Genomic DNA, 21843 nt, shown 5'->3' with positions numbered 1-21843 from the left:
GGTTACGGCATTACCGGCGGCAAATACGCCAGCGTCGTCCCCAGTGCCCATAACAACACTAGCACCAATGGCGTGTGTACCAGCAATTGCACGAACGAGAAGCCGATCAAGTCCCGCGCTTTCAACCCCAGCACGCCCAGCAGCGGCAACATGAAGAACGGGTTGATCAGGTTTGGCAGGGCTTCGGCGGCGTTGTAGATCTGCACCGCCCAGCCCAGATGGTAGTTCAGGTCATTGGCCACTTGCATCACGTACGGCGCTTCGATGATCCACTTGCCGCCACCGGACGGGATGAAGAAGCCGAGAATCGCCGAATACACGCCCATCAGCAGCGCGTAGGTGTCGTGGGAGGCAATGCTGACGAAAAAGGTCGAGATGTGATGGGCCAGGGTCTGCGCATCGGCGCCCTTGACCGTGGTCATCAGCGCCGCGATCGAACCGTAGAGCGGGAACTGGATCAGCACGCCGGTAGTGGTCGGCACCGCACGGGTCACGGCGTCCAGAAAGCTGCGCGGACGCCAGTGCAACAGGGCACCGAGCATGATGAACAGGAAGTTGTAGGTGTTCAGCCCGGAAATCGCGCTGATAGCCGGTTTGGTCGAAAACTCATGGAGCAGCCACCCAGCAGCCAGCAACGCCAGCAGAATCGTCAGCAGCGGGCTGTGTTCCAGCCATTCGCCGGGGCGGGTGCGTGGTTGCAGCGGTGGCAGGTTGAAACTCGGATCGACACCGCAGGCCTTGGCATCACGTGCCGAGTTCGGGCCGGGGGCGGTGGCGTAGGCAATGATCAGCGAGATGACGATCAAGGCCAGCAGCATCACGCCGGACTGCCAGAGAAAGATCGTCTGCGTGAATGGAATCATCCCGGTGATCGACAGAATCGACGGCGGCAGGCTCGCCGGGTTGGCCTGCAATTGCGCAGCGGACGACGACAGGCCCAAGGCCCATACCGCGCCAAGCCCCAGATAGGCGGCGGCACCGGCAGCGCGATAGTCCATTTTCAGATCGGTACGACGGGCGAGGGCGCGCACCAGCAAACCGCCGAACACCAGGGACAAGCCCCAGTTCAGCAGCGATGCGACCATCGAGATCAGCGCGACCCAGGCCACGGCAGAGCGGCCGTTTTTCGGGAGCTTTGCCAGTCGGTCGATCAGTTTCACCGCTGGCGGCGAACTGGCGACCACATAACCGCCGATCACCACGAAGGCCATCTGCATGGTGAAGGGGATCAGGCTCCAGAAGCCATCACCAAAGGCCATGGCGGCGTCGGTGGGTTTAGCACCCATCGCCATGGTGGCCAGGGCCACGATAATCACCGCCAGGGCAGCAAACACCCAGGAGTCGGGAAACCAGCGTTCGGCAAAACTTGAGCAGCGCAGGGCAAAACGGGCGGAGCGGCTATCTTCGATATCAGCGGCCACGGGAGTACCTCGGATTTTTATGTTTGTTGTGGTCCTCGGGGCAGTAACCGCCCGTCTGGACAGACGCCAACATTAATTCAAGCCGAGGATTTTTGCGGCGCTGTTTCGTGGCTATGGGACTTTGGTCTAACGGGTTGTCCGCCAGCACGTTTGCGTAGACCATGGGCACCTTGGTTTTTGCCTGTGCCAGAGTTCTTTACATGACTGCCAACACCGATTCGCGCGCGGCGCCGTTCAGCCGCTCGGACTACAAGACCCTGGGGCTTGCCGCCCTCGGCGGGGCGCTGGAAATATACGATTTCATCATCTTCGTGTTTTTCGCCCTGACCCTCAGCCAGCTGTTCTTCCCGCCGGAAATGCCCGAGTGGCTGCGCCTGCTGCAAAGCTTCGGGATCTTCGTCACTGGTTACCTGGCGCGACCATTGGGCGGCATCCTGATGGCGCACTTCGCCGACCGATTGGGGCGCAAGAAAGTCTTCAGCCTGAGCATCCTGATGATGGCGCTGCCCTGCCTGCTGATCGGGATCATGCCGACCTACGCGCAAATCGGCTATTTCGCACCGTTGCTGCTGTTGGCCCTGCGCATTCTCCAGGGGGCGGCGGTGGGTGGCGAAGTGCCGAGTGCCTGGGTATTCGTCGCCGAGCACGCACCCGTCGCCCATCGCGGTTATGCCCTGGGTTTCCTGCAGGCGGGACTGACCTTCGGCTATTTGATCGGCGCATTGACTGCGACCTTCCTGGCGCAGGCATTCACCCCGGGGGAAATCCTCGATTACGCCTGGCGTTACCCGTTCCTGCTCGGCGGCGTGTTCGGGGTGATTGGCGTGTGGCTGCGTCGCTGGCTCAGCGAAACCCCGGTGTTCATGGCCATGCAGGCGCAACGGGAGGCGGCTGGCGAACTGCCGCTGCGCACGGTCCTGCGCGAGCATCGCCTGGCCATTTTGCCGGCGATGATCCTCACCTGTGTGCTGACCTCGGCCGTGGTGGTGTTCGTGGTCATCACCCCGACCATGATGCAGAAAACCTTTGGCATGACCGCCAGCCATACCTTTGCCTTGAGCGCGCTGGGCATCGTGTTCTTGAACATCGGCTGCGTGCTCGCCGGGCTGCTGGTCGACCGCATCGGCGCCTGGCGCACGGTGATGCTCTATAGCCTGCTGCTGCCGTTGGGCATCGGCGTGCTGTATGCCTGCCTGATCATGGGCGGCGACTGGCTCGGCCTGGCCTACGCCGTGGCAGGCCTGTCCTGCGGGGTGGTCGGCGCGGTGCCATCGGTGATGGTCAGCCTGTTCCCGGCGCGGATTCGCGTCTCGGGCATCTCGTTCACCTACAACATTGCCTACGCCGCGTGGGCGAGTGTCACACCGCTGTTGTTGATCGGTCTGATGCCATGGAGTCCATGGATCTGCGTGATGTTCAGTGCGGTGATGGGCGCGGTGGGCGTGGGCAGTGCCGCGTACTTTGGTGCACGGATGCCGAGAATCGCAGGCTGTTCCACTGCTGGCGCGCATTGATTGTGCACGTCGTAACTATTTTTACAGGACAAGCCTGAAACACGCTTAAGTAAAAGTTTCCAAGGCCGATGGTTAGGTTGTGTATCGCTTACTACCCCTGTCCATCGGTGCTTTCCCATGTTCAATAAACGCTTGAAGCAGGAGCTGTCGGCTCTTCGTGAAGAACTCTCCAGCCTCCAGCAAGTGAAGGAAAGTCTGGAAAGCGAGATGTTGGTACTGACTCTCGACAGCGATGGACGGGTTCAGTCGGTCAATCAGAACTTCCTTGGCGAGATGCACTACAAGAGCGGTGACCTGATCGGCCGACATATCGACGACTTCGTCCCGGACCACGTGAAGTTCGACGAATTCCAGCAGCGTTTCAAGCACGCGCTGACCCGTGGCGAGCACTTCGCCGGCGCAGTGCGCCTGTTGCGCGGTACGGGCCAGGAAGCCTGGTTGCGTTCGATCCTGCAACCGGTGCGCTCGGCCGATGGGCGGATCAAGTATTTTTCGATCTTCTCCAGCGACCTGACCCGCACCATCGAGGCCTCCCGCGAGCACGAGAACCTGATCGGCGCACTGGTGCGCTCCACGGCGGTGATCGAATTCGACCTCAACGGCAACGTGCTGACTGCCAACGACCGCTTCCTCAGTGGTATGGGTTACAGCCTGGCGCAGATCAAAGGTAAACATCACCGCACCTTCTGCCTGCCGGAGGAGTACAACAGTGCCGAGTACCAGGGCTTCTGGCGTCGCCTGAACGCGGGCGAGTACGTGGCCGACCGTTTCAAGCGTGTCGACAGCCACGGTCGTACGGTCTGGCTGGAGGCGTCCTACAATCCGGTGGCCGATTCCAACAACAGGCTCTACAAGGTGGTGAAGTTCGCCACGGTGATTACCGATCAGGTCAATCAGGAACAAGCCGTCGCCGAGGCCGCCAACATTGCCTACAGCACCTCGCAGCAAACCGACCAAAGCGCCCAGCGCGGTAACGCCGTGGTGACCCAGGCCGTGGACGTGATGCGTGACCTGGCCAAGCATATGCAAACCGCTGGCGATGGCATCGAAGCCCTGAACGAGCAGTCGCTGGTGATCGGTACCATCGTCAAAACCATCAGCGGCATTGCCGAACAGACCAACTTGCTGGCGCTCAACGCGGCTATCGAAGCGGCGCGTGCAGGCGAGCAGGGTAGGGGCTTCGCCGTGGTGGCCGATGAAGTCCGACAACTGGCGTCGCGCACCAGCCAGGCCACCGACGAAATCGTCCTCGTGGTACGGCAGAATCAGGACATGGCGCGCAATGCCGTGGCGCTGATGACCGACGGCAAGCTCCAGGCCGAACAGGGCCTGGCGCTGGCGGCGGAAGCGGGTACGGTGATTGTCGAGATCCAGGACGGCGCGCAGAAAGTGGTCAATGCGGTGGGGCAGTTTGCCAATCAACTCACCAACTGACCTGCGATCAGCTCTTGGTGGGAGCAAGCCCGCTCCCACAGGGTTACGTGGGCGCTACAATCGGCTCTTTTCCCCCAGGAGCAGACTTCAATGAGCGCTTCCCACCGCCGTCCGGTTCCCTTGTCCAAGGCCTATCGTCTGCTCAATCATGGCCCGACCGTGCTGGTCAGCGCAGCCCACGGTGGCCAGCGCAATATCATGGCGGCAGCCTGGGCCATGCCGCTGGACTTCGAACCGCCGAAAATTGCCGTGGTGCTGGACAAGTCCACCTGGACTCGCCAGTTGCTGGAAGCCTCGGGCACTTTTGTACTGAGCGTGCCATGCGCCGCTCAGGCCGACATTGTGCAAACCGTCGGTTCGACCTCCGGCCTGGAGTTGACCCAGGGCCCGGGCCGCGACAAGTTCGAGACCTACGACTTGCAGACCTTCATTGGCGAGTCAGTCGATGCGCCGATGCTCGAAGGCTGCGTGGCCTGGCTGGAATGTCGCCTGTTACCGGAGCCGAACAATCACCAGCAGTACGATCTGTTCCTGGCCGAAGTGATTGCCGCCCAGGCTGACGAACGCGTGTTCAGCGAAGGGCGCTGGCACTTCGAAGGGCAAGATGCCTTGCGCACCTTGCACCACGTGGCGGGCGGGCACTTCCTGACCATTGGCGAGCCGGTGGACGGCAAGACCTTGCAGGTGTAAGCCGGTCAGCGCTCATATCCACACATCATTCTCGGCCGTGCGCTCGCCACCTTCGCTACCGGTGTTGAGGACACCCTTGGGTTCGATCAGCAGGAGTTTTACCTCCTGCTCGGCACAGGGCTTGTGCTCGATGCCTTTGGGCACTACATACATTTCCCCTGCATTCACCAGCACGTGGCCATCGCGAAAATCGATGCGCAGCCGGCCTTCGAGCACGATGAAGGTTTCGTCGGTATCGAGGTGGTCGTGCCAGATAAAGTCCCCCAGCAGCTTCACCACCTTGAACTGGTAGTCGTTCATTTCGGCGATGACCCGGGGCGACCAGTGGGAATCGATCTGGCTGATTTTTTCAGCGAAGTTAAGGCTTTCGTAAGCGTTCATGAAACAGCTCTCGCGGTGGTTGGTGAACCCACGATAGCCAGCGCCCCGGCGCGCTTCTTGTACGATTGTGCGTGGCTCAACGACGCTGCATGTTCATCCAGCGGGCCGGTGACAGACCGTAGGTTTTGCCGAATTGCCGGGTCATGTGGCTCTGGTCGTTGAAGCCTGCGATCAGCGCGGCGCTGACCAGGCTCTGACCCTGAATCAGCAGCGCACGGACCAAGTCCAGGCGGCGCATGGTCAGGTAGCGGTAGGGGCTGGTGCCGAACAACAGGCGAAAATCCCGGGACAGGCTCCAGCGATCACGGCCACTGTGCTGCGCCAGCTCATCCAGGGTCACGGTGCGATCCAGGGCGCCGTGGATGTATTCCCGCGCACGTTGCGCGGCCACGTAATCGAAGCCCGAGCGCTTGCCCGACGCACCGCAAACCGTGCTCATGGCTTGCGCCAGATCGAACAGCGCATCCTGTTCTTCCAGTGGATCGAGCGGGCAATCCAGGCTGCGCAGCAACGCGCCCGTGGCGGCGAACAGGCGGGGATCGTTCGACAGCCCGGTCTTGATGAATGGCAGCGGCTGCCCGCCGAGCATCTGCTGGATCAGTGCCGGTTCGATGTACATCATCCGGTACTGGAAACCGGACTCGGTGCCGGCCTCGCCATCGTGGGCTTCGTCCGGGTGCAGCACGATCGTTGCGCCGGGCAGGCTGTGACGCCAGCTGCCGCGATATTGAAAACTCTGCACCCCGGCCAGGGTGTGGCCGATGGCATAGGTGTCGTGGCGGTGAAGGTCGTAGCCATGGCCGGCAAAAAACGCCTCGAAACGCTGCAACCCGCCGACATCGGGCGCGCGAAGGAACCAGTCATTGCGAGGCGTGCGCTTGGCCATGGTGATGATCGTCTTGAGCTTGATGCGCAACACGGTAACCCAGCCGGCGGTTCCCTGTCTTCTGATCGGAAGGCGGCTTGGCCGCTAGAAAACCAAGGGTAAATACTGCAATGTGGGGCGCATTCGCTACAGGTTGTTTTTTATTTGTCAGGATGAGGCCGGGTCATGAGCAAGTTGCGCGTGGGGATCATTTTCGGAGGCCGTTCGGCCGAGCATGAAGTGTCGTTGCAGTCGGCGAAAAACATCGTCGATGCGCTGGATCGTTCACGCTTTGAGCCGGTGCTGATCGGCATCGACAAACAAGGCCACTGGCACCTCAACGACCCTTCGAATTTTTTGCTGAACCAGGAAAACCCGGCGCTGATCGCCCTCAATCAATCCAATCGTGAACTGGCGGTGGTGCCGGGTAAAGCCAGCCAGCAACTGGTGGAAACCTCCAGTCAGGAAATGCTCGGCCATGTTGATGTGATCTTCCCGATTGTCCACGGCACCCTCGGGGAAGACGGTTGCCTGCAAGGCTTGCTGCGCATGGCCGATCTGCCGTTTGTCGGCTCCGATGTACTCGGCTCGGCCGTGTGCATGGACAAGGACATCAGCAAGCGCCTGCTGCGCGATGCCGGCCTGGCCGTGACGCCGTTCGTGACATTGACCCGTGCCACGGCCGCACGTACCGGGTTTGCCGAGGTGCAGGGCAAGTTGGGTTTGCCGCTGTTCGTCAAACCGGCAAACCAGGGCTCTTCCGTGGGCGTTAGCAAGGTCGCCGACGAGGCCGAATACACCGCAGCGGTGGAGCTGGCCTTGAGTTTCGATACCAAGGTGCTGATCGAGTCTGCCGTCAGCGGCCGTGAGATTGAATGCGCGGTGCTCGGCAATGAAGACGCCATCGCCAGCGGCTGCGGCGAGATCGTGGTGCGCAGCGGGTTCTATTCCTACGACAGCAAGTACATCGACGACACGGCGGCTGAAGTGGTGGTGCCGGCCAATATCAGCGTCGAGGCCAGCGAGCGCATTCGCGCCTTGGCCGTCGAAGCGTTCCAGATACTGGGCTGCTCCGGACTGGCCCGCGTCGATGTGTTCCTGACCGACAGCGGCGAAGTGTTGATCAACGAAATCAACTCGCTGCCCGGCTTCACTCGCATCAGCATGTACCCGAAACTGTGGCAGGCCACCGGCATGACCTACAGCGAACTGGTGACGCGACTGATCGAGCTGGCGCTGGAAAAGCACCATGTTCGGCAGGGGTTGAAGATCAGTCGATAAGCAGAGTTCTGTATCGTCCGTATTATCGGTAGGTATGCTTGCAAGAGCCGACCCTGATCAAGCGTGCTTGACCGGTTTGATCAGGCTCTGGGCGGGTATCCCGAACAGCTCGTGCAGTTTCCAGATCATCGGAAGCGTCAACGCTCGCTTGCCATTGAGTACTTCATAAACACGATTTGTGCGGCCGATGGCAGGCGCAAGATCGGCAGCGGACAACCCGGACTGCTCCATTCTGAACTTGATCGCATCGATAGGGTTGGGTAAGTCGACCGGGAAGTGCTTCGACTCATACGACTCGATCAGCGTAATCATGATGTCAAAGTAATCTCCCTCAGGAGTGCCAATTTCTGGTTCATTCTCAAACAGTGCAGACACGCTCTTGAGAGCAGCACGGTAATCCTCTTCGGTGTGAATCGGGTGAATGTTCATGGGTTACTCCATTTCGACGTTATCAGCGTCGACCGTGTCGTACTGCTTGTGAGTGCTGATAAATTTTAGGTGCGCGGCGCGGAAACTCTAACCAGGGCGCAATGGATTGCGGGTAGGAAAAAGCAGCGGGAGAGAGGCGACCTGGACTCTTTACCAATAAAAAGGGCCTACCCACCGGTAAGCCCTTTCTCATCCCCGCGTACGACTCAATCCCCCAGCGCTTGCCCTTCACGCCGCGGATCGGCCCCGCCTGTCAGCGACGCTTTGCCTTGGGCGTCCTTGACCCGAACGATCGCCTGGGTCCCGCTGGTCATGTCGATCTCGCTCACGCTGTGCCCTTTGTCTTTCAGCGCCTGAATCAGCTTCGGGCTGAACTGCCCCTGTTCCAGTTCGGTCGGGCCGTTGCGGCTGCCGAAGTTGGGCAGGTTGATGGCGGCTTGGGCATCGAGGTTCCAGTCGAGCAGGCCGATGGTGGATTTGGCCACGTATTCGATGATTTGCGAGCCGCCGGGGGAGCCGACGGTGGCGAGGAATTCGCCGCTCTGGCGGTCGAAGATCAGGGTCGGGGCCATGGAGGAGCGCGGGCGTTTGCCGGGTTCGACGCGGTTGGCGACTTTTTGCCCGTTTTCCTCGGGGATGAACGAGAAGTCGGTCATCTCGTTGTTGAGCATGAAACCCTGAACCATGATGTGCGAGCCAAACGCTGACTCGATGGTGGTGGTCATCGACACGGCACCGCCTGCGTCATCGACGGCCACCACTTGCGAGGTGGAAATCCGCAGGGGCGAACGGTCCGGCGCATAGGCCACCCGGATGCCCGGCGGAGTGCCGGGTTTGGCCGTGCCCATGCTGCGTTCACCGATCAGGGCGGCGCGGCTGGCCAGGTAAGCCGGGTCGACCAGGCCCTTGACCGGCACGGGTACGAAGTCTGTGTCGGCGACGTACTGAGCGCGGTCGGCGTAGGCCAGACGTTCGGCTTCTGAGATCAGGTGCACCGCTTGCGGATCGGGTTCGATGCCGGCGGGGGCCGTGGTCTTGACCGGCTTCAACGGTGCCAGCGCCAGGCGTTTATCGCGAGTCTCCAGGGCTTGCAGCGTGCCGAGGATCTGCGCCACGGCGATCCCGCCCGACGACGGCGGCGGCATGCCGCAGACTTGCCAGCGCTTGTAGTCGGTGCACAGCGGTGCGCGTTCCTTGGCCTGGTAGTTGGCGAGATCGGTCAGGGACAGGCTGCCGGGGTTGGCGTGTCCCTGTACCTTGGCCGCGATTTCCTCGGCGACCGGGCCTTTGTACAGGGCATCCGGGCCTTCATGGGCGATACGTTTGAACACGGCGGCCAGGGCCGGGTTCTTCAAGTTTGTGCCGACGGCTTTCGGGCTGCCATCGGCATTGCGCAAGTAAGCCATCATTTCCGCTGAGCGCGGCATGGACGAATCCGCGGCGATCAACTGATGCAAGCGTGGCGAAATGGCGAAGCCTTGCTCGGCGAGCCGGATGGCCGGTTCAAACAGCTGCGCCCAAGGCAGGCGTCCGTGTTTTTGATGGGCCAGTTCCAGGGCGCGCAAGACGCCGGGCGTGCCCACCGAGCGACCGCCAATCTGCGCCTGGGTGAACCCCATCGGTTGCCCATTGGCTTGCAGGAAAAGTTTCTCGGTGGCGCCGGCCGGGGCGGTTTCACGTCCGTCGTAGGTGCGCACGGCCTTGCCATCCCAGAGTACGATCAATGCGCCGCCACCGATGCCCGAAGACTGTGGCTCGACCAGCGTCAACACCGCTTGCATCGCAATCGCCGCGTCGATGGCCGAGCCGCCCCGGCGCAGCATGTCTCGCCCGGCTTCGGCCGCCAGCGGGTTGGCCGCCGCGGCCATGTATTTCTCGGCGTGTTGAGTTTTCAGGTCGGTGCGGAAACCGGAAGCGCTTTCCGGTGCGAGCGGCAGGGTCGGGACTGAAGCGTTGTTGCACGCGGTCAGGGTCAAAGCGCTGGCGAGCAGAACCAGAGCTGGCAGGCGATAGCGGCGCAAAGGGAAGGTTGAGAACACGTGTGGGGTACTCCGTCCGTTGGATCTACGATCGGTGGACTTTATCGGCCGACCGGGAGGGACGCAAACCCGGCCCCACGGCACCGGCGTTTTTGTCCTTCATCAATGGCGGGATTTTCTGTAGGGTCGTTGCCAACAAACAGGCCAGAAGATCAACAAGAGGCAGACATGCAGACCGAGTTTCCCACCCAGCCCAGCTATCGCACCCAGCGTGAACAATTCCTGGCCGCCGCGACCACGGCAGGCGCAACGCTGACGGAGTATCCACACCCGCTCAAAGGACCGTTCGGCGAGCCGCTGAGTACCGATGTGGCGGTGCTGGGTGATCCGGGCGCCAAGCGGCTGCTGATCGCGTTGAGCGGCACTCACGGGGTCGAAGGCTTCTATGGTTCGGGCTGCCAGATCAAATGGCTGCAGGAGTTGGGCAAGCGTTCCCTGCCAGCGGATGTCGCCGTGGTCATGATCCATGCCATCAACCCCTGGGGCATGGCGTGGTTGCGCCGGGTCAACGAAGACAACATCGACCTGAACCGCAATCACCTGGATTTCCAGCGACCGCTGCCAGACAACCAGGCCTACAACGGCCTGCACGAAATCTATGCCTGCCCACAGTTGCACGGTCCGCAGCGTGAGCGTGCCGATGCCTTGCTCGGCGAGCAGATCCGCTTGCACGGCTGGCCGGCAGTCATGTCGATTGTCGAGGGCGGTCAGCATGCTCATCCCGACGGCCTGTTTTTCGGCGGGCTGGCACCGAGCTGGTCGAACCGCACGCTGCACCGGATTGTGCAAAAGCACGTGGCCCATGCCGAGGTCGCCATGTGTTTCGACTTGCATACCGGCGCTGGCGAGTACGGTCATCCGATGTTGTTGACCATCACCGAATCCGCCTATCCGGCGCTGGCGGATGCGCAGGCGATTTACGGCCCGTGGCTCTACAGTCTGCAAACCGGTGCCGATACCCTGAGTGAAACCGGCGTGGCGGCAACGGCCACCGGCTACACCTCGCAGGCATTGATCGATGCGCTGCCGCAGGTGCGGCTGATGCCGTTTGTCATCGAGTGCGGGACTTATCCGGGGCCGGATGTTCACCGGCATCTGCGTGATGACCATTGGCTGCATCTGCATGGCAACCCGAGTGATGCAACAGGGCGCGAGATCAAGTTGAATCTGCTGGAGCAGTTCTATCCGGCGGATAGTGATTGGCAGGCAATGGTCTGGTTGCGGACGTGGCAGATCTGGGAGCGGGCGTTGTCGGCATTGCCGACGGTGTAGGTGTAGGAGCGAGCTTGCTCGCGATGGACTCAAGAGCGCCGCGTTTAACCAGTAAACACGCGTTATCGTTAACGTCCATCGTCGGAACGCCGCCCGGAGCAAGCTCGCTCCTACAGGCATAAAAAAACGGCCTACCTTGCGGTAAGCCGTTTTTAGTACTTGGTGGCTACACAGGGACTTGAACCCCGGACCCCAGCATTATGAATGCTATGCTCTAACCAACTGAGCTATGTAGCCAAGTGGCGCGCATTATTCACCGGTAACGGGGATGCGTCAAGCATAAATCTAAAATATTTCTCTGCGCTTTCAACCGTTTATCAAAATCGCTCATCTGAGCAGTGGCGAAGGGCAGCGCTGAAACCAGCGGCTGGCCTGTTCATAAGCGTGCGCCAATTGCAGCACGGCGAAGTCGGCCTGGTGTTTGCCGATGATTTGCAGTCCCATGGGCAGGCCGCTGGCGTTGAAGCCGACCTGTACGTTAGCCACCGGGCAGCCGGACAAAGTGCCGGGAATCACTACCTCCATCCAGCGGTGATAGGTGTCCATGGTCACGCCTTCGATGGAGGCGGGCCAGGCTTGGGTTTTATCGAACGGGAATACCTGGGCGCTGGGCAATAACAGGTAGTCGTACTTCTCGAACAGCCTGGAGATCGCACGATACCAGTCGCTGCGCGTCACCGAGGCGGCAAACACGTCGGTGGCCGAGAGTTTCAGGCCGTTCTCCACTTCCCAGCAGGCTTCCGGTTTCAACAGCGCACGTTTTTGCGGGTCGGCATAGGTCGCGCCCAACGAGCCGGCGACCATCCAGTGGCGCAACGTCCGCCAACTGCTCCACAGCTTCTCTGGCGCGAATTCGGGCTGTACGGGTTCGATATGGCAACCCAGGCTTTCGAAGTCGCCGAAGGCCTTTTCGCACAATGAGAGGATGCCTTTTTCCATCGGCAGGTAGCCGTTGAAGTCGCCGAGCCAGCCCAGACGCGTACCTTTGAAATCCCGATCCAGCGGTGCCGCAAAGGCGCTGCCGGGTTCGGCAATGGACAGTGGCGCCCGCGCATCTGCCCCGGCCTGTACCGACAGCAGCAACGCGGCATCGCGCACGCTGCGAGCCATGGGGCCTTCGTAGCCGAGTTGGTCGATAAACAGGTCGGCACTGTCATCGAAGGGCACGCGGCCCTGGGACGGACGGAAACCGAAAATGTTGTTGAAGGCGGCCGGGTTACGCAGCGAGCCCATCATGTCGCTGCCGTCGGCCACCGGCACCAGGTGCATGGCCAGCGCCGCCGCCGCGCCACCGCTGCTGCCGCCTGCGGTCTTGCTCGGGTCGTAGGCGCAACCGGTCGCGCCGAACAGCGGGTTATAGCTTTGCGAGCCGAGTCCGAATTCCGGGGTGTTGCTCTTGCCGATGATAATCGCGCCGGCAGCCTTGATCCGCTCGACCATGATGCCGTCGCGCTCGGGGATGAAGTCCTTGTACAGCGGCGAACCCAGCGTGGTGCGGATGCCGCGGGTCAGGGACAGGTCCTTGATGGCATGGGGCAAGCCATGCATCCAGCCACGGTATTGACCACGGGCCAGCTCGGCGTCGCGGATATCCGCCTGGGCCAGCAGGTCTTCTGGTGCTTGCAGGCTCACCAGCGCATTGACCAGCGGGTTGAAGCGTTCGATATGGGCAAGATATGTCTGCATCACTTCCCGGCAGGAAACCTGGCGCAGGCGGATGCGTTCGGCGAGCTCGTGGGCCTGCAACAGGACCAGTTCGCTGATGTTATTAGAGTTCATTGCAAGCGGCCTTTCAGACGGCTGGAAAAACGCCCCGCCATCGCGTCGGGGCGGTAGCGATCAACGCATCAGGTTGGTCCAGAGACGGTCGGCCAGGCGGATCGCGCCTTCGCCGCAGGTCTTGCTGAACACCACCTGGGTGCCTTCGGGAATGTGCAGTTCCGGAGCGTCTTTCAGGCCCGCGTCGAGAAACGGCTCCACGCCCTTGATCGGGCTCTGGTGCTTGAGGAAGTTCTGGGTCATCGCCGCGTTTTCAGGTTGGCTGAGGAACGCGATGAAGGCCTTGGCATTCGCCGGGTGCTTGCTGCCGGTCGGGATGACCATGTTGTCGACCCAGGCCAGTACGCCTTCTTTCGGGTACAGGTATTTCAGGCTCGGATTCATCTCCCGGGCGCGCATCGACGAGCCGCCCCAGAAGGTCGACATGTCGATTTCACCCGAGGCGAGGTTTTCGCGGATCGAACCGGCCTTGGAACTGTAGGTCTTGACGAACGGTTTCTGTGCCTTGAGCAGGGTCAGGATCTGCTGCATCTGCTTCGGATCTTCGCTGCACAGCGGGATGTTCAGGTACAGGCTGGCCATGTCCACCACGTCGCTGACTGAGTCGAACATGTTGATTCGCCCTTGCAACTCGGCCGGCGGCTCGTAAAGCACCTTGAGGCTGTCGGCAGGGCCCTTGTAGCGCTCGGTGTTGAGCACCGCACTGGTGGTGCCCCAGATGAACGGCACCGAGTAAGCGCCTTCCGGGTCCCAGGTGGGTTTTTTCAGGTTGTCGACGACGCCGGCATAGTAGGGCTGGTTGACCGGGTCGAAACGCTCCAGCAGTTTTTCCTTGATCAGGATCGGCACGAACTGGTGCGACGGGATTGCCACGTCGTAACCGGCACCGCCCTGTTTCAATTTGGCCAGCAGGGTTTCGTTGGAATCGTAGGAGTCGACCGTGACTTCGATGCCGGTCTGTTTCTGGAATTTGGCGAGAATCTCCGGCGAAAAGTAGCCGCTCCAGCTCACCACATTGAGTTTTTCCGCGGCCTGAACGCTGCCGACCATGGTCAGCGGTAAAGTCAGGAACAACGAAGTGCCGATGCTTGCAATCAACTTGCTCATGCTATTTCCCCACAGTACGTTGAAGGTTCAGGATTTCTTTTTGCCCAGCAGATAAGAGAGCGTGACGAACAGCACCGAGACGCCCAGGATCAGGGTCGACACGGCGTTGACGTCGGGTGTCACGCCCATGCGCAACAGGCCGAAGATGAAGATCGGCAAGGTCGTGGTGCCGGCCTGGGAGACCATCATCGAGATCACGAAGTTATCCAGCGAGACGATGAAGGCCAGCATCAGCCCGGAGAAAATCCCCGGCATCAGCAGCGGCAGGGTGACCTTGCGGAAAGTCCGCCACGGGCCGGCATACAGGTCGGCCGAGGCTTGTTCCAGGGACAGGTCCATGTCGTTCAGGCGTGCCCGTATCGGCAGAAAGGCAAACGGAATACAGAACACCGTGTGCGCGATGATCAGGTTGCCGTAGCCCAGGGACAGACCGATGGTGGAGAACAGCGCGAGGGTGGCGACGCCGACCACGATTTCCGGCAGCACCAGGGGCAACATGATCGCGCCCATGGACAGTTGCAGGCCCTTGAACTTCGCTCCCCGTGAAGTGCCGAGGGCGGCGAGGGTGGCGATGGCCGTGGCGACCATGCTGGCGCAGACCGCGATCAACAGGCTGTTGCCGGCCGCCTGGCGCAGGGCCTGGTTGGCGAAGGCCGCGCGATACCAGTCGAGGCTGAAGCCGGTCCACACCGTGGCCGACTGGTTGGCGTTGAACGAGAACACCACCAGCACCACGATCGGCGCGTAGAGGTACAGATAGAACAGGAAACTGAATCCGCCGAAACCCGGGAAGTCCTGCACGCCCGGCGTGTTGCGTTTGAACAGGCCGATCATCACGCACCTCCTTTGGCGATGCGCTGACGCTCGGCACGCAAGGCATAGACAGTCAGTACCAACATCACCGCCGCCATCAACACCAGCGACAGCGCCGCACCAAACGGCCAGTTACGCGCATCGCTGAACTGGCGGAAGATCAGGTTGCCGAGCATCATCCGCGTCCCGCCGCCGAGCAATTCCGGGGCGATCATCGCGCCCAGGCAAGGCACGAAGGTGAGGATGGCGCCGGCGAGAATTCCCGGCTTGGCAATCGGTAGCACCACCTTGCGCAGGGTTCGAACGCGTCCGGCATAGAGGTCCTGAGCGGCCTCGAGCAGGCGGATGTCCATTTTTTCCAGGGTGGCGTAGATCGGAAGTACGACGAAGGGCGCATAGGTGTAAACCAGTCCCAGCAGCACTGCGCCGTCGGTGTAGAGCAGTTGCAGCGGCTGATCGATGACTCCCAGGCCCATCAGGCTGTTGTTGATCACTCCGGTGTTGCGCAGCAGCAGAATCCACGCGTAGGTGCGGATCAGCAGGTTGGCCCAGAACGGCACGGTGATCAGGAAGATCAACAAGCCACGGCGGTGCGCCGGTTGCATGGCCAGCCACACTGCCACCGGAAAGCCGATCAACAGGGTGATGAGCGTGGTCAGCCCGGCGATGCCGATGGAGCGCAGGGCAATGATCAGGTAGGAGTCGGCGAAGGCCAGGCTGTCGTCCAGTTGCCGCTCGAACAGCAGCGAGGTGTAGGCGTCACTGCTCAATACCTTGTTCACCCCGCCGTAGGGGTTGGCCTCCATCAACGAATAGCCGATGACGATCAGGATCGGCACGATCAGAAACAGGCCGATGGCGATCAGCGCCGGGCTGACCCCGAGGAAACTCTGGAAGGCCCGCCGACGTTCCAGCGTGTTGGCAATCGGTAGTGCGTGCATGGCAATTCCTCGTGCTCAATCGTGCAGGACGCTGGCGCTGCCCTGGTCGAACAACAGACCGGCCTGGCTTCCTGCTACGAAACGTCTGCTCTGGTCGACGCAGTTGGGGGTGCGCACGGTGAGGCGCGAGCCGTCGTTCAGGCTGACCTGGTATTGCAGGTCGGTGCCAAGGTAGATCTGCGCCTCGATCCGGCACGGCAAGGCACCTTCGGTATTGCCCGGTACCAAATGCAGACGCTCCGGGCGCACGGACAGTGTGACGTTGGCCCCGACCCGCACATCGCTGCATGGCTGTGCAGGCAGCGGATGACCGGCCGGGCCGGCGAACCAGGCCAGGCCGTCTTCGACACGGGTGACCGTACCTTCGATGAAGTTGGTTTCGCCGATGAAGTCCGCGACGAAGCGATTGCGCGGACGTTCGTAGATGTCCTCCGGGCGGCCGACCTGCTGCACTTCGCCTTCGGACAACACGGCGATGCGGTCGGACATGGTCAGCGCTTCTTCCTGGTCATGGGTGACGAAGATGAAGGTGATGCCGGTGCGAGCTTGAATGGTTTTCAGCTCTTCACGCATGGCCTGGCGCAGCTTGAGGTCCAGCGCCGAGAGCGGTTCGTCGAGCAGCAGGACTTTGGGATGCGGCGCCAATGCACGAGCGAGGGCGACGCGTTGTTGCTGACCACCGGACAGTTGCGCCGGCTTGCGGTTGGCGAAGCGTTCCATCTGCACCAGGGCGAGCATCTCGCGCACCCGTTCGGCCATTTGCGTTTTGTTCAGGACTTTGCCCATCGGGTGGGACTCAAGACCGAAAGCCAGGTTCTCGGCGATGGTCATGTGCGGGAACAACGCGTAATGCTGGAACACCGTGTTGACCGGGCGCTGGAAGGGCGGGCGGTCGGCGATGTTTTCGCCGTAGAGCAGAATCTCGCCTTCGGTAGGGAATTCGAACCCGGCGATCATCCGCAGGAGCGTGGTTTTGCCGCAGCCCGAAGGGCCGAGCAGGGTGAAGAATTCGTTGTCGCGAATGTCCAGGTCGATGCTTTTCAGCGCCACCGGACCAGTCTTTGGATCACCGTAGACTTTGCGCACTGAGCGGATGGACACCGCCAGCGTTTGCAGCGAATGCAGGGCATTCATGCGTTACCTCCGATTCCCCCATCGCCTGCGCACGTGCTGAAAACAGCTGTGCCGTCGGGCCATGGATATTATTTTTCTGGGCAGGATCGAGATTGCGTTCGGGTGTTGTAACCAGCTTTTTTTGTTCTGCTGTGGATCGATTATCAGCGAGGGGTTGCGGGGGCGAAACTTCAATTTTAACATAGGGGCTGTTAAAAAATTTAACAGCAGAAGGCGCCCGGAAACCATGCCTGACCACCGTTTGCCGCCGCTCAACGCGGTGCGTGCCTTTGATGCCGCGGCCCGGCTGGGCAGCTATGTCGAAGCCTCCAAGGCCCTGCACGTGACCCAGCCGGCCATCGGCCGCCACGTGAAGTTGCTGGAAGACTGGCTGGGCATCCAACTGTTCGAGCGCACCTCTCGCGGGGTCAACCTGACGACGGCGGGGGAGAAGTACCACCGCAAGATCACCGCCGCCTTGCAGTTGATCATCGAGGCCGGAAAAGAGGCGCAGCCCAAGCACGCCGAACGCTGGCTGCGCATCATGGTGGTGCCGGGGTTCGCCAAGCGCTGGTTGATGCCGCGCATCGAGGCCATGCGTCATCTGCGCCCGGGCTTGAAATTCGCCATCGAACCCAATTCGACCTTTACCGAAGTGGATGGCAAAAGCGCTGACCTGGGTATCGTCTACGGGGTGGACGGCCAATATGCTCACTCGCGCACCAGCCTGATTTGTCCTCGGGTGTTTCCGATCTGTTCCCCCGATTATCTGGCCAGCGTCGAGCCCATCGACAGCCCCGCGGATCTGGTCAAACACAACCTGATCCACGTCGACGATGGCGAGTGGTGGAACCTGTGGTTCGCCGCCAACGACCTCGACATTCATCTCAATTCGGACATGCTCTACGTCAACAACGACCACGCATTGTCGGTGGCCGAGAGCGGGCAGGGCATTGCGCTGGCCAACGAAGTGCTGGTGCGCGAAGAACTCCATAGCGGCAAGCTGGTGCGAGTGGTGGACGCGCAAGTGAAGCTGGAAAGCTATCGGGTGCTGACGCCGTCCGCCGAGCTCTCGGCGGATGTGGCGTGGTTTATCGACTGGCTCAAGAGCGAACTGGAGCAGGACTTCCCGGAGGCGGTGATCCGCGCCTGAGAAGTCCTGGCGGACTCAACTCAAGCGGAAGCGCCCGGTATTGTCACTTAAGGCCTTGCTGCCGTGGCTCAGGGTATCCGCAGCCTGGTTCACCGCGCGGGCCCCTTCGAGCAAACGCACCGCCGCTTGATCGACCTGCTGGATATTGCCGCTGACTTCGTCGGCGGTACTGGCCTGTTCTTCCACAGCCGTGGCGATTTGCGCCAGGGTATCGGTGACGCTCTGCACCGCACTGGCGATTTCCCCAAGCCGTTCACCGAGGCCGGTGACCGCTTGTGCATCGCTCTCTGCCTGACTGCAGGCGGCTTGCATCAGGCTGACCGCCTCATTCACCGTGTTGCGCAGGCTGTCGACCGTGCCGGCAATCTGTGCGGTCGACGATTGGGTGCGCTGGGACAGGCTGCGCACTTCATCGGCCACCACCGCGAAGCCACGCCCTTGCTCGCCCGCCCGAGCCGCCTCGATGGCGGCGTTGAGCGCCAACAGGTTGGTCTGCTCGGCAACGCCGCGAATGGTGTCGACCACCAGTTGAATCTGCTGTCCTTGTTCACTGACCCGGCCCAGTGCCGCAGCGGTCTCGTTCAGGCGTTGATTGAGTTGCTGGATGCTCGCGGTGGTGCGCTGGCTGTCACGGCTGCTGTCGGCGGCAATGCGCCGGGTGTGCTGGGCGCTGCCGGACGCCTGTTCGCAACTGTGGGCCACCCCTTGTGAGGTCGCGGCCAATTGCGTCGCCGCAGCGGCAATCTGGCTGATCTGCAACTGCTGGGCTTCGACTTCGCCCAGGGCGTCGCTGGAGTGATGATTGAGGGTTTGCACCGCTTTGCTCAGTTGCAGGGTTTCGTGATCCACCCCTTGCAGGCTGCTGCGCAGTTGCACCACGGCGACGTTCAGCGCGGTACTGATGACTGCCAGCTCGTCCCGGCCCTGAACCGGCACTTGCAGACTCAGATTGCCATCGCGCAAGGCCTCGGCCAGTACCGTGATGCCGCTGGCGCTGCGGCGGATCGAGGCCTGCAAGCAGATGAACAGATACAGCGCCGCCAATAGCAGGCAGCCCAACACGGCGGCCACCACAATGAACTGGCGGATCGCCGAGCCGTGGTAGTAATCCAGGCGTTGATCCAGCGACACCAGCGACTGCTGGCGCAACGAGGCAAGGTCGGAGAGCAGGGCATCCAGACTGCGTTCGAAGTCCTCCGGCTTGAGGTTGATGCTGCCGCCGAACACGCCGTCGTCCAGCACCTTCAGGCCCGCATCAAGGCGCTTGAGGCTGTCGTGATATTGCCCGGCCCAGGTTTGCAAGGCGCTGGGCAAGCGCGCTTCGAGCAGACCTGCGGTTTTCACCAGCTGCTCTCGCGCATCGCCGATGCGGCTGCGCAGGTCGCGCAGTTGCAGGCGGCTTTGCAGGGTGAACTGCCCTGACACCACCGAGGCCTGACCCACCGCCGCCAGACGGCCGACCCGTTCGATCAGGTCCGGCGCATGTTGGGTGGAAATCTGCGTCAGCAAATAAGTCTCCAGCCACGGCGCCAGCGTCAGGCGATTGTCCATGGCGATCTGCTCGCGCAAGGCTTGCAAGGCGCTCAAGGCATTGGTGAAACGATCATAGCCATCGGGCCACCAGCCGACATTGCTCAGGCTTTTTGAGTCGAGGCCATCGAGGGCGGTTTGCAGAGCCTGATAACGCGATAGCGTTTCACCCTCGGCACCTTCTTTTTGCAGGGCGTTGCCCAACTCGGCAGTGGCCTGGCTGACGGCGGGTTGAACCGCATCGAACGCAGCCATCGCGGCGAGGGTAGCCGGCGTTGGCTGGCGATTGGTTTCCGTGGCGCGCCACCGGGCGGCGCGATCACGCTGGGCGGCGAGCAGGTCATCCAGCGCATCGAGCGCAAGCAGTTGCCGTACCCCGGCGCGTTCGCCGGAGATCAGGCTGAGTTTGTCGCGATAGTCCTGGCCGATCATCCACAGGCTGCCGGCCAGCGGCAGGATAAACAGCAGAAACAACAGCTGGAATTTGCGTGCAAAGCCAAAACGCCCCAACAGCCCGATCCCCGGTGATAAAAAAGCCTGCATGCCCCATGACTCCTCTGGACACCACGCACCATTGGCGTGCGTCGGAGGTTGTCGAACCTCCGACTCGTGCCCTCTAAAAAGGCCTCGAAAGTTCACCCTTGTCCGCTCTGTAGGCCGACTCTGTGGCGAAACTTCCCATTGTCGGTCTCCTTTGTAAGGAGGCCGCGTTCAAGCCGAGAAGGAAGGCAAGATTCAGACCATGGCTTTGCGCCATCAAGGATGTGGTGATGAAAAACGAAGGTCGTTAGCAGGCTAAGGGGATGGCGTTGCTGCACTGAAAAATGGCACATTGACGCACCTGCCCGTTTGTACCTCCTGTTGTCTGGAAACTCCCATGGCTATCAGCAACGCCCAGTCCGGCTCAGTGCCGGCGTCCGCTACGCCCCAAAGCAGTCCTCTGGTGATGCGCATCATCGGCGCGGTAGCGCTGGCGCATTTGATCAACGACCTGATCCAGTCGGTGCTGCCGTCGATCTACCCGATGCTCAAGGCCAACTATGGCCTGACCTTCACCCAGGTCGGCCTGATCACCCTGACGTTCCAGTTGACAGCCTCGCTGCTGCAGCCGTGGGTCGGTTATTACACCGACCGCCATCCCAAACCCTGGTTGTTGCCGGCGGGGACGGTCTGCACCCTGGTCGGTATTCTGATGATGTCGGTGGTCGGCAGCTTCCCGTTGATTCTGCTGGCGGCGGGGTTGATCGGCATCGGGTCTTCGACCTTCCACCCGGAAGCGTCCCGCGTGGCGCGTCTGGCTTCAGGCGGGCGCTTCGGGCTGGCGCAATCGACCTTCCAGGTCGGCGGTAACGCAGGCTCGGCGTTCGGCCCGTTGCTGGCGGCGGCGATCATCATTCCCTACGGTCAAGGGCAGGTAGCGTGGTTCGGCCTGTTCGCGGTGTTTGCGCTGTTCGTGCTCTACCGGATCAGCCGCTGGTACGCCAACCACTTGAACCTGTTCAAGCTCAAGCAAGGCCAGGCGGCGACTCACGGGCTGTCGAAGGGCCGGGTGACCAGCGCGTTGGTCGTGCTTGGGTTGCTGGTGTTCTCCAAGTATTTCTACATGTCGAGCCTCACCAGCTACTTCACCTTCTATCTGATCGAGAAGTTCGACCTGTCGGTGGCCAGTTCGCAGTTGCACCTGTTCCTGTTTCTGGGCGCGGTCGCCGCGGGGACATTCTTTGGCGGTCCGATTGGCGACAGGATCGGGCGCAAGGCAGTGATCTGGTTCTCGATCCTCGGCGTTGCACCCTTCACATTGCTGCTGCCCCATGTCGACCTGTTCTGGACCAGCATTCTCAGCGTGGTCATCGGCTTCATCCTCGCCTCGGCGTTCTCGGCCATCGTGGTATACGCCCAGGAACTGGTGCCGGGTAATGTCGGGATGATCGCCGGAGTGTTCTTCGGCCTGATGTGCGGATTCCACACGCACTTGGACACCCATTCCACGAACACTTGGACAGCGATTCCACGCTGACTTGGACACTCATTCCACGGCCACTTGGACACTGATTCCACGAGCACTTGGACAGTGATTTTCC

17 protein-coding genes, 1 tRNA gene and 2 pseudogenes are annotated in these 21843 nt (G+C 61.5%); 8 read left to right on the top strand and 12 right to left on the bottom strand.

The genetic code is table 11. The annotated features are described in order from the left end of the window. Positions 1-2 precede the first annotated feature (2 nt). Positions 3-1421, bottom strand: a complete 1419-nt coding sequence (locus KGA83_RS22500; RefSeq protein ID WP_108214838.1) for a short-chain fatty acid transporter — start codon at positions 1419-1421, stop codon at positions 3-5. Positions 1422-1621: 200 nt separating this feature from the next. Between KGA83_RS22500 and KGA83_RS22495 the strand changes: the two genes are divergently transcribed. The 4 genes and pseudogenes from KGA83_RS22495 (at position 1622) to KGA83_RS22480 (ending at position 5059) form a co-directional block, all read left to right on the top strand. Further along, complete coding sequence (locus KGA83_RS22495; RefSeq protein WP_108214839.1) at positions 1622-2935, top strand: MFS transporter; 1314 nt, start codon at positions 1622-1624, stop codon at positions 2933-2935. Between the two features lie 117 nt (positions 2936-3052). After that, positions 3053-3781 (top strand): annotated as a pseudogene (locus tag KGA83_RS30175) (PAS domain-containing protein); the annotation flags it as partial. After that, positions 3761-4369 carry a methyl-accepting chemotaxis protein gene (locus KGA83_RS30170; protein ID WP_411741918.1) on the top strand — a complete coding sequence of 203 codons (609 nt, stop codon included), beginning with the start codon at positions 3761-3763 and terminating at the stop codon, positions 4367-4369. The pseudogene KGA83_RS30175 and the gene KGA83_RS30170, both read left to right, overlap by 21 nt. Before the next feature lie 90 nt (positions 4370-4459). Beyond that, positions 4460-5059 (top strand): flavin reductase family protein, encoded by a 600-nt coding sequence (locus KGA83_RS22480; RefSeq protein ID WP_108214841.1) that lies wholly within the window; start codon positions 4460-4462, stop codon positions 5057-5059. A gap of 12 nt (positions 5060-5071) precedes the next feature. Here the strand turns inward: KGA83_RS22480 and KGA83_RS22475 are convergent, their stop codons facing one another. Together KGA83_RS22475 and KGA83_RS22470 are read right to left on the bottom strand one after the other, a co-directional pair. Continuing rightward, complete coding sequence (locus tag KGA83_RS22475) at positions 5072-5440, bottom strand: cupin domain-containing protein (protein ID WP_223530954.1); 369 nt, start codon at positions 5438-5440, stop codon at positions 5072-5074. 76 nt (positions 5441-5516) lie between these two features. After that, positions 5517-6326 carry an AraC family transcriptional regulator gene (locus KGA83_RS22470; protein WP_223530962.1) on the bottom strand — a complete coding sequence of 270 codons (810 nt, stop codon included), beginning with the start codon at positions 6324-6326 and terminating at the stop codon, positions 5517-5519. Positions 6327-6491: 165 nt separating this feature from the next. On the opposite strand from KGA83_RS22470, the gene ddlA reads away from it, so the two are divergent. Continuing rightward, entirely contained in the window at positions 6492-7586 is a 1095-nt protein-coding gene (gene ddlA, locus KGA83_RS22465) for a D-alanine--D-alanine ligase (protein ID WP_108214843.1), read from the top strand. A gap of 57 nt (positions 7587-7643) precedes the next feature. Here ddlA and KGA83_RS22460 read toward each other — a convergent pair whose 3' ends face one another. Continuing rightward, entirely contained in the window at positions 7644-8015 is a 372-nt protein-coding gene (locus KGA83_RS22460) for a type II toxin-antitoxin system HigA family antitoxin (RefSeq protein WP_095945264.1), read from the bottom strand. Positions 8016-8221: 206 nt separating this feature from the next. Then, a complete protein-coding gene (gene ggt, locus KGA83_RS22455; protein ID WP_108214845.1) occupies positions 8222-10054 on the bottom strand; it encodes a gamma-glutamyltransferase in 1833 nt (610 codons plus the stop codon). A 168-nt stretch (positions 10055-10222) separates the two neighbouring features. On the opposite strand from ggt, the gene KGA83_RS22450 reads away from it, so the two are divergent. Further along, the gene (locus tag KGA83_RS22450) at positions 10223-11326 is read left to right on the top strand and encodes a DUF2817 domain-containing protein (RefSeq protein ID WP_108214846.1); all 1104 of its coding nucleotides are present in this window, start codon (positions 10223-10225) and stop codon (positions 11324-11326) included. A gap of 160 nt (positions 11327-11486) precedes the next feature. Here KGA83_RS22450 and KGA83_RS22445 read toward each other — a convergent pair. From KGA83_RS22445 to KGA83_RS22420, 6 genes are all read right to left on the bottom strand, one after another. Further along, positions 11487-11563 (bottom strand) — tRNA-Met (locus KGA83_RS22445). 90 nt (positions 11564-11653) lie between these two features. After that, a complete protein-coding gene (locus tag KGA83_RS22440) occupies positions 11654-13105 on the bottom strand; it encodes an amidase (RefSeq protein ID WP_108214847.1) in 1452 nt (483 codons plus the stop codon). Between the two features lie 60 nt (positions 13106-13165). Further along, the gene (locus tag KGA83_RS22435) at positions 13166-14212 is read right to left on the bottom strand and encodes an extracellular solute-binding protein (RefSeq protein WP_108214848.1); all 1047 of its coding nucleotides are present in this window, start codon (positions 14210-14212) and stop codon (positions 13166-13168) included. Positions 14213-14239: 27 nt separating this feature from the next. Further along, positions 14240-15046 (bottom strand): ABC transporter permease, encoded by an 807-nt coding sequence (locus tag KGA83_RS22430; RefSeq protein ID WP_108214849.1) that lies wholly within the window; start codon positions 15044-15046, stop codon positions 14240-14242. Beyond that, entirely contained in the window at positions 15046-15966 is a 921-nt protein-coding gene (locus KGA83_RS22425) for an ABC transporter permease (RefSeq protein WP_108214850.1), read from the bottom strand. The genes KGA83_RS22430 and KGA83_RS22425 overlap by 1 nt, the downstream gene beginning before the upstream one ends. Positions 15967-15981: 15 nt before the next feature. Further along, positions 15982-17100 carry an ABC transporter ATP-binding protein gene (locus KGA83_RS22420; protein ID WP_108214851.1) on the bottom strand — a complete coding sequence of 373 codons (1119 nt, stop codon included), beginning with the start codon at positions 17098-17100 and terminating at the stop codon, positions 15982-15984. A 226-nt stretch (positions 17101-17326) separates the two neighbouring features. Between KGA83_RS22420 and KGA83_RS22415 the strand changes: the two genes are divergently transcribed. Further along, the gene (locus KGA83_RS22415; protein ID WP_150756380.1) at positions 17327-18232 is read left to right on the top strand and encodes a LysR substrate-binding domain-containing protein; all 906 of its coding nucleotides are present in this window, start codon (positions 17327-17329) and stop codon (positions 18230-18232) included. Positions 18233-18247: 15 nt separating this feature from the next. Here the strand turns inward: KGA83_RS22415 and KGA83_RS22410 are convergent, their stop codons facing one another. Next, positions 18248-19783, bottom strand: coding sequence for a methyl-accepting chemotaxis protein (locus KGA83_RS22410; RefSeq protein WP_411741917.1), 1536 nt, complete (start codon positions 19781-19783; stop codon positions 18248-18250). Between the two features lie 856 nt (positions 19784-20639). On the opposite strand from KGA83_RS22410, the pseudogene KGA83_RS22405 reads away from it, so the two are divergent. Further along, a pseudogene (locus tag KGA83_RS22405) lies at positions 20640-21725 on the top strand (MFS transporter); the annotation flags it as partial. Positions 21726-21843: the final 118 nt, after the last annotated feature.

The sequence above is a fragment of the Pseudomonas sp. GL-R-19 genome (genome assembly GCF_019956375.1).
Taxonomy (GTDB): domain Bacteria; phylum Pseudomonadota; class Gammaproteobacteria; order Pseudomonadales; family Pseudomonadaceae; genus Aquipseudomonas.
Note: the sequence above shows the minus strand (reverse complement) of the source record. Positions and strands in the feature narration are given on the sequence as shown.

What these genes read in the sequence shown, in the direction of transcription:
- KGA83_RS22495 (WP_108214839.1), top strand. Translation starts at nt 1,622, where the DNA reads ATGACTGCCAACACCGATTCGCGCGCGGCGCCGTTCAGCCGCTCGGAC.
- KGA83_RS22480 (WP_108214841.1), top strand. Translation starts at nt 4,460, where the DNA reads ATGAGCGCTTCCCACCGCCGTCCGGTTCCCTTGTCCAAGGCCTATCGT.
- KGA83_RS22475 (WP_223530954.1), bottom strand. Translation starts at nt 5,440, where the DNA reads ATGAACGCTTACGAAAGCCTTAACTTCGCTGAAAAAATCAGCCAGATC.
- KGA83_RS22470 (WP_223530962.1), bottom strand. Translation starts at nt 6,326, where the DNA reads ATGGCCAAGCGCACGCCTCGCAATGACTGGTTCCTTCGCGCGCCCGAT.
- ddlA (WP_108214843.1), top strand. Translation starts at nt 6,492, where the DNA reads ATGAGCAAGTTGCGCGTGGGGATCATTTTCGGAGGCCGTTCGGCCGAG.
- KGA83_RS22460 (WP_095945264.1), bottom strand. Translation starts at nt 8,015, where the DNA reads ATGAACATTCACCCGATTCACACCGAAGAGGATTACCGTGCTGCTCTC.
- KGA83_RS22450 (WP_108214846.1), top strand. Translation starts at nt 10,223, where the DNA reads ATGCAGACCGAGTTTCCCACCCAGCCCAGCTATCGCACCCAGCGTGAA.
- KGA83_RS22440 (WP_108214847.1), bottom strand. Translation starts at nt 13,105, where the DNA reads ATGAACTCTAATAACATCAGCGAACTGGTCCTGTTGCAGGCCCACGAG.
- KGA83_RS22435 (WP_108214848.1), bottom strand. Translation starts at nt 14,212, where the DNA reads ATGAGCAAGTTGATTGCAAGCATCGGCACTTCGTTGTTCCTGACTTTA.
- KGA83_RS22430 (WP_108214849.1), bottom strand. Translation starts at nt 15,046, where the DNA reads ATGATCGGCCTGTTCAAACGCAACACGCCGGGCGTGCAGGACTTCCCG.
- KGA83_RS22425 (WP_108214850.1), bottom strand. Translation starts at nt 15,966, where the DNA reads ATGCACGCACTACCGATTGCCAACACGCTGGAACGTCGGCGGGCCTTC.
- KGA83_RS22420 (WP_108214851.1), bottom strand. Translation starts at nt 17,100, where the DNA reads ATGAATGCCCTGCATTCGCTGCAAACGCTGGCGGTGTCCATCCGCTCA.
- KGA83_RS22415 (WP_150756380.1), top strand. Translation starts at nt 17,327, where the DNA reads ATGCCTGACCACCGTTTGCCGCCGCTCAACGCGGTGCGTGCCTTTGAT.
- KGA83_RS22410 (WP_411741917.1), bottom strand. Translation starts at nt 19,783, where the DNA reads ATGGACAATCGCCTGACGCTGGCGCCGTGGCTGGAGACTTATTTGCTG.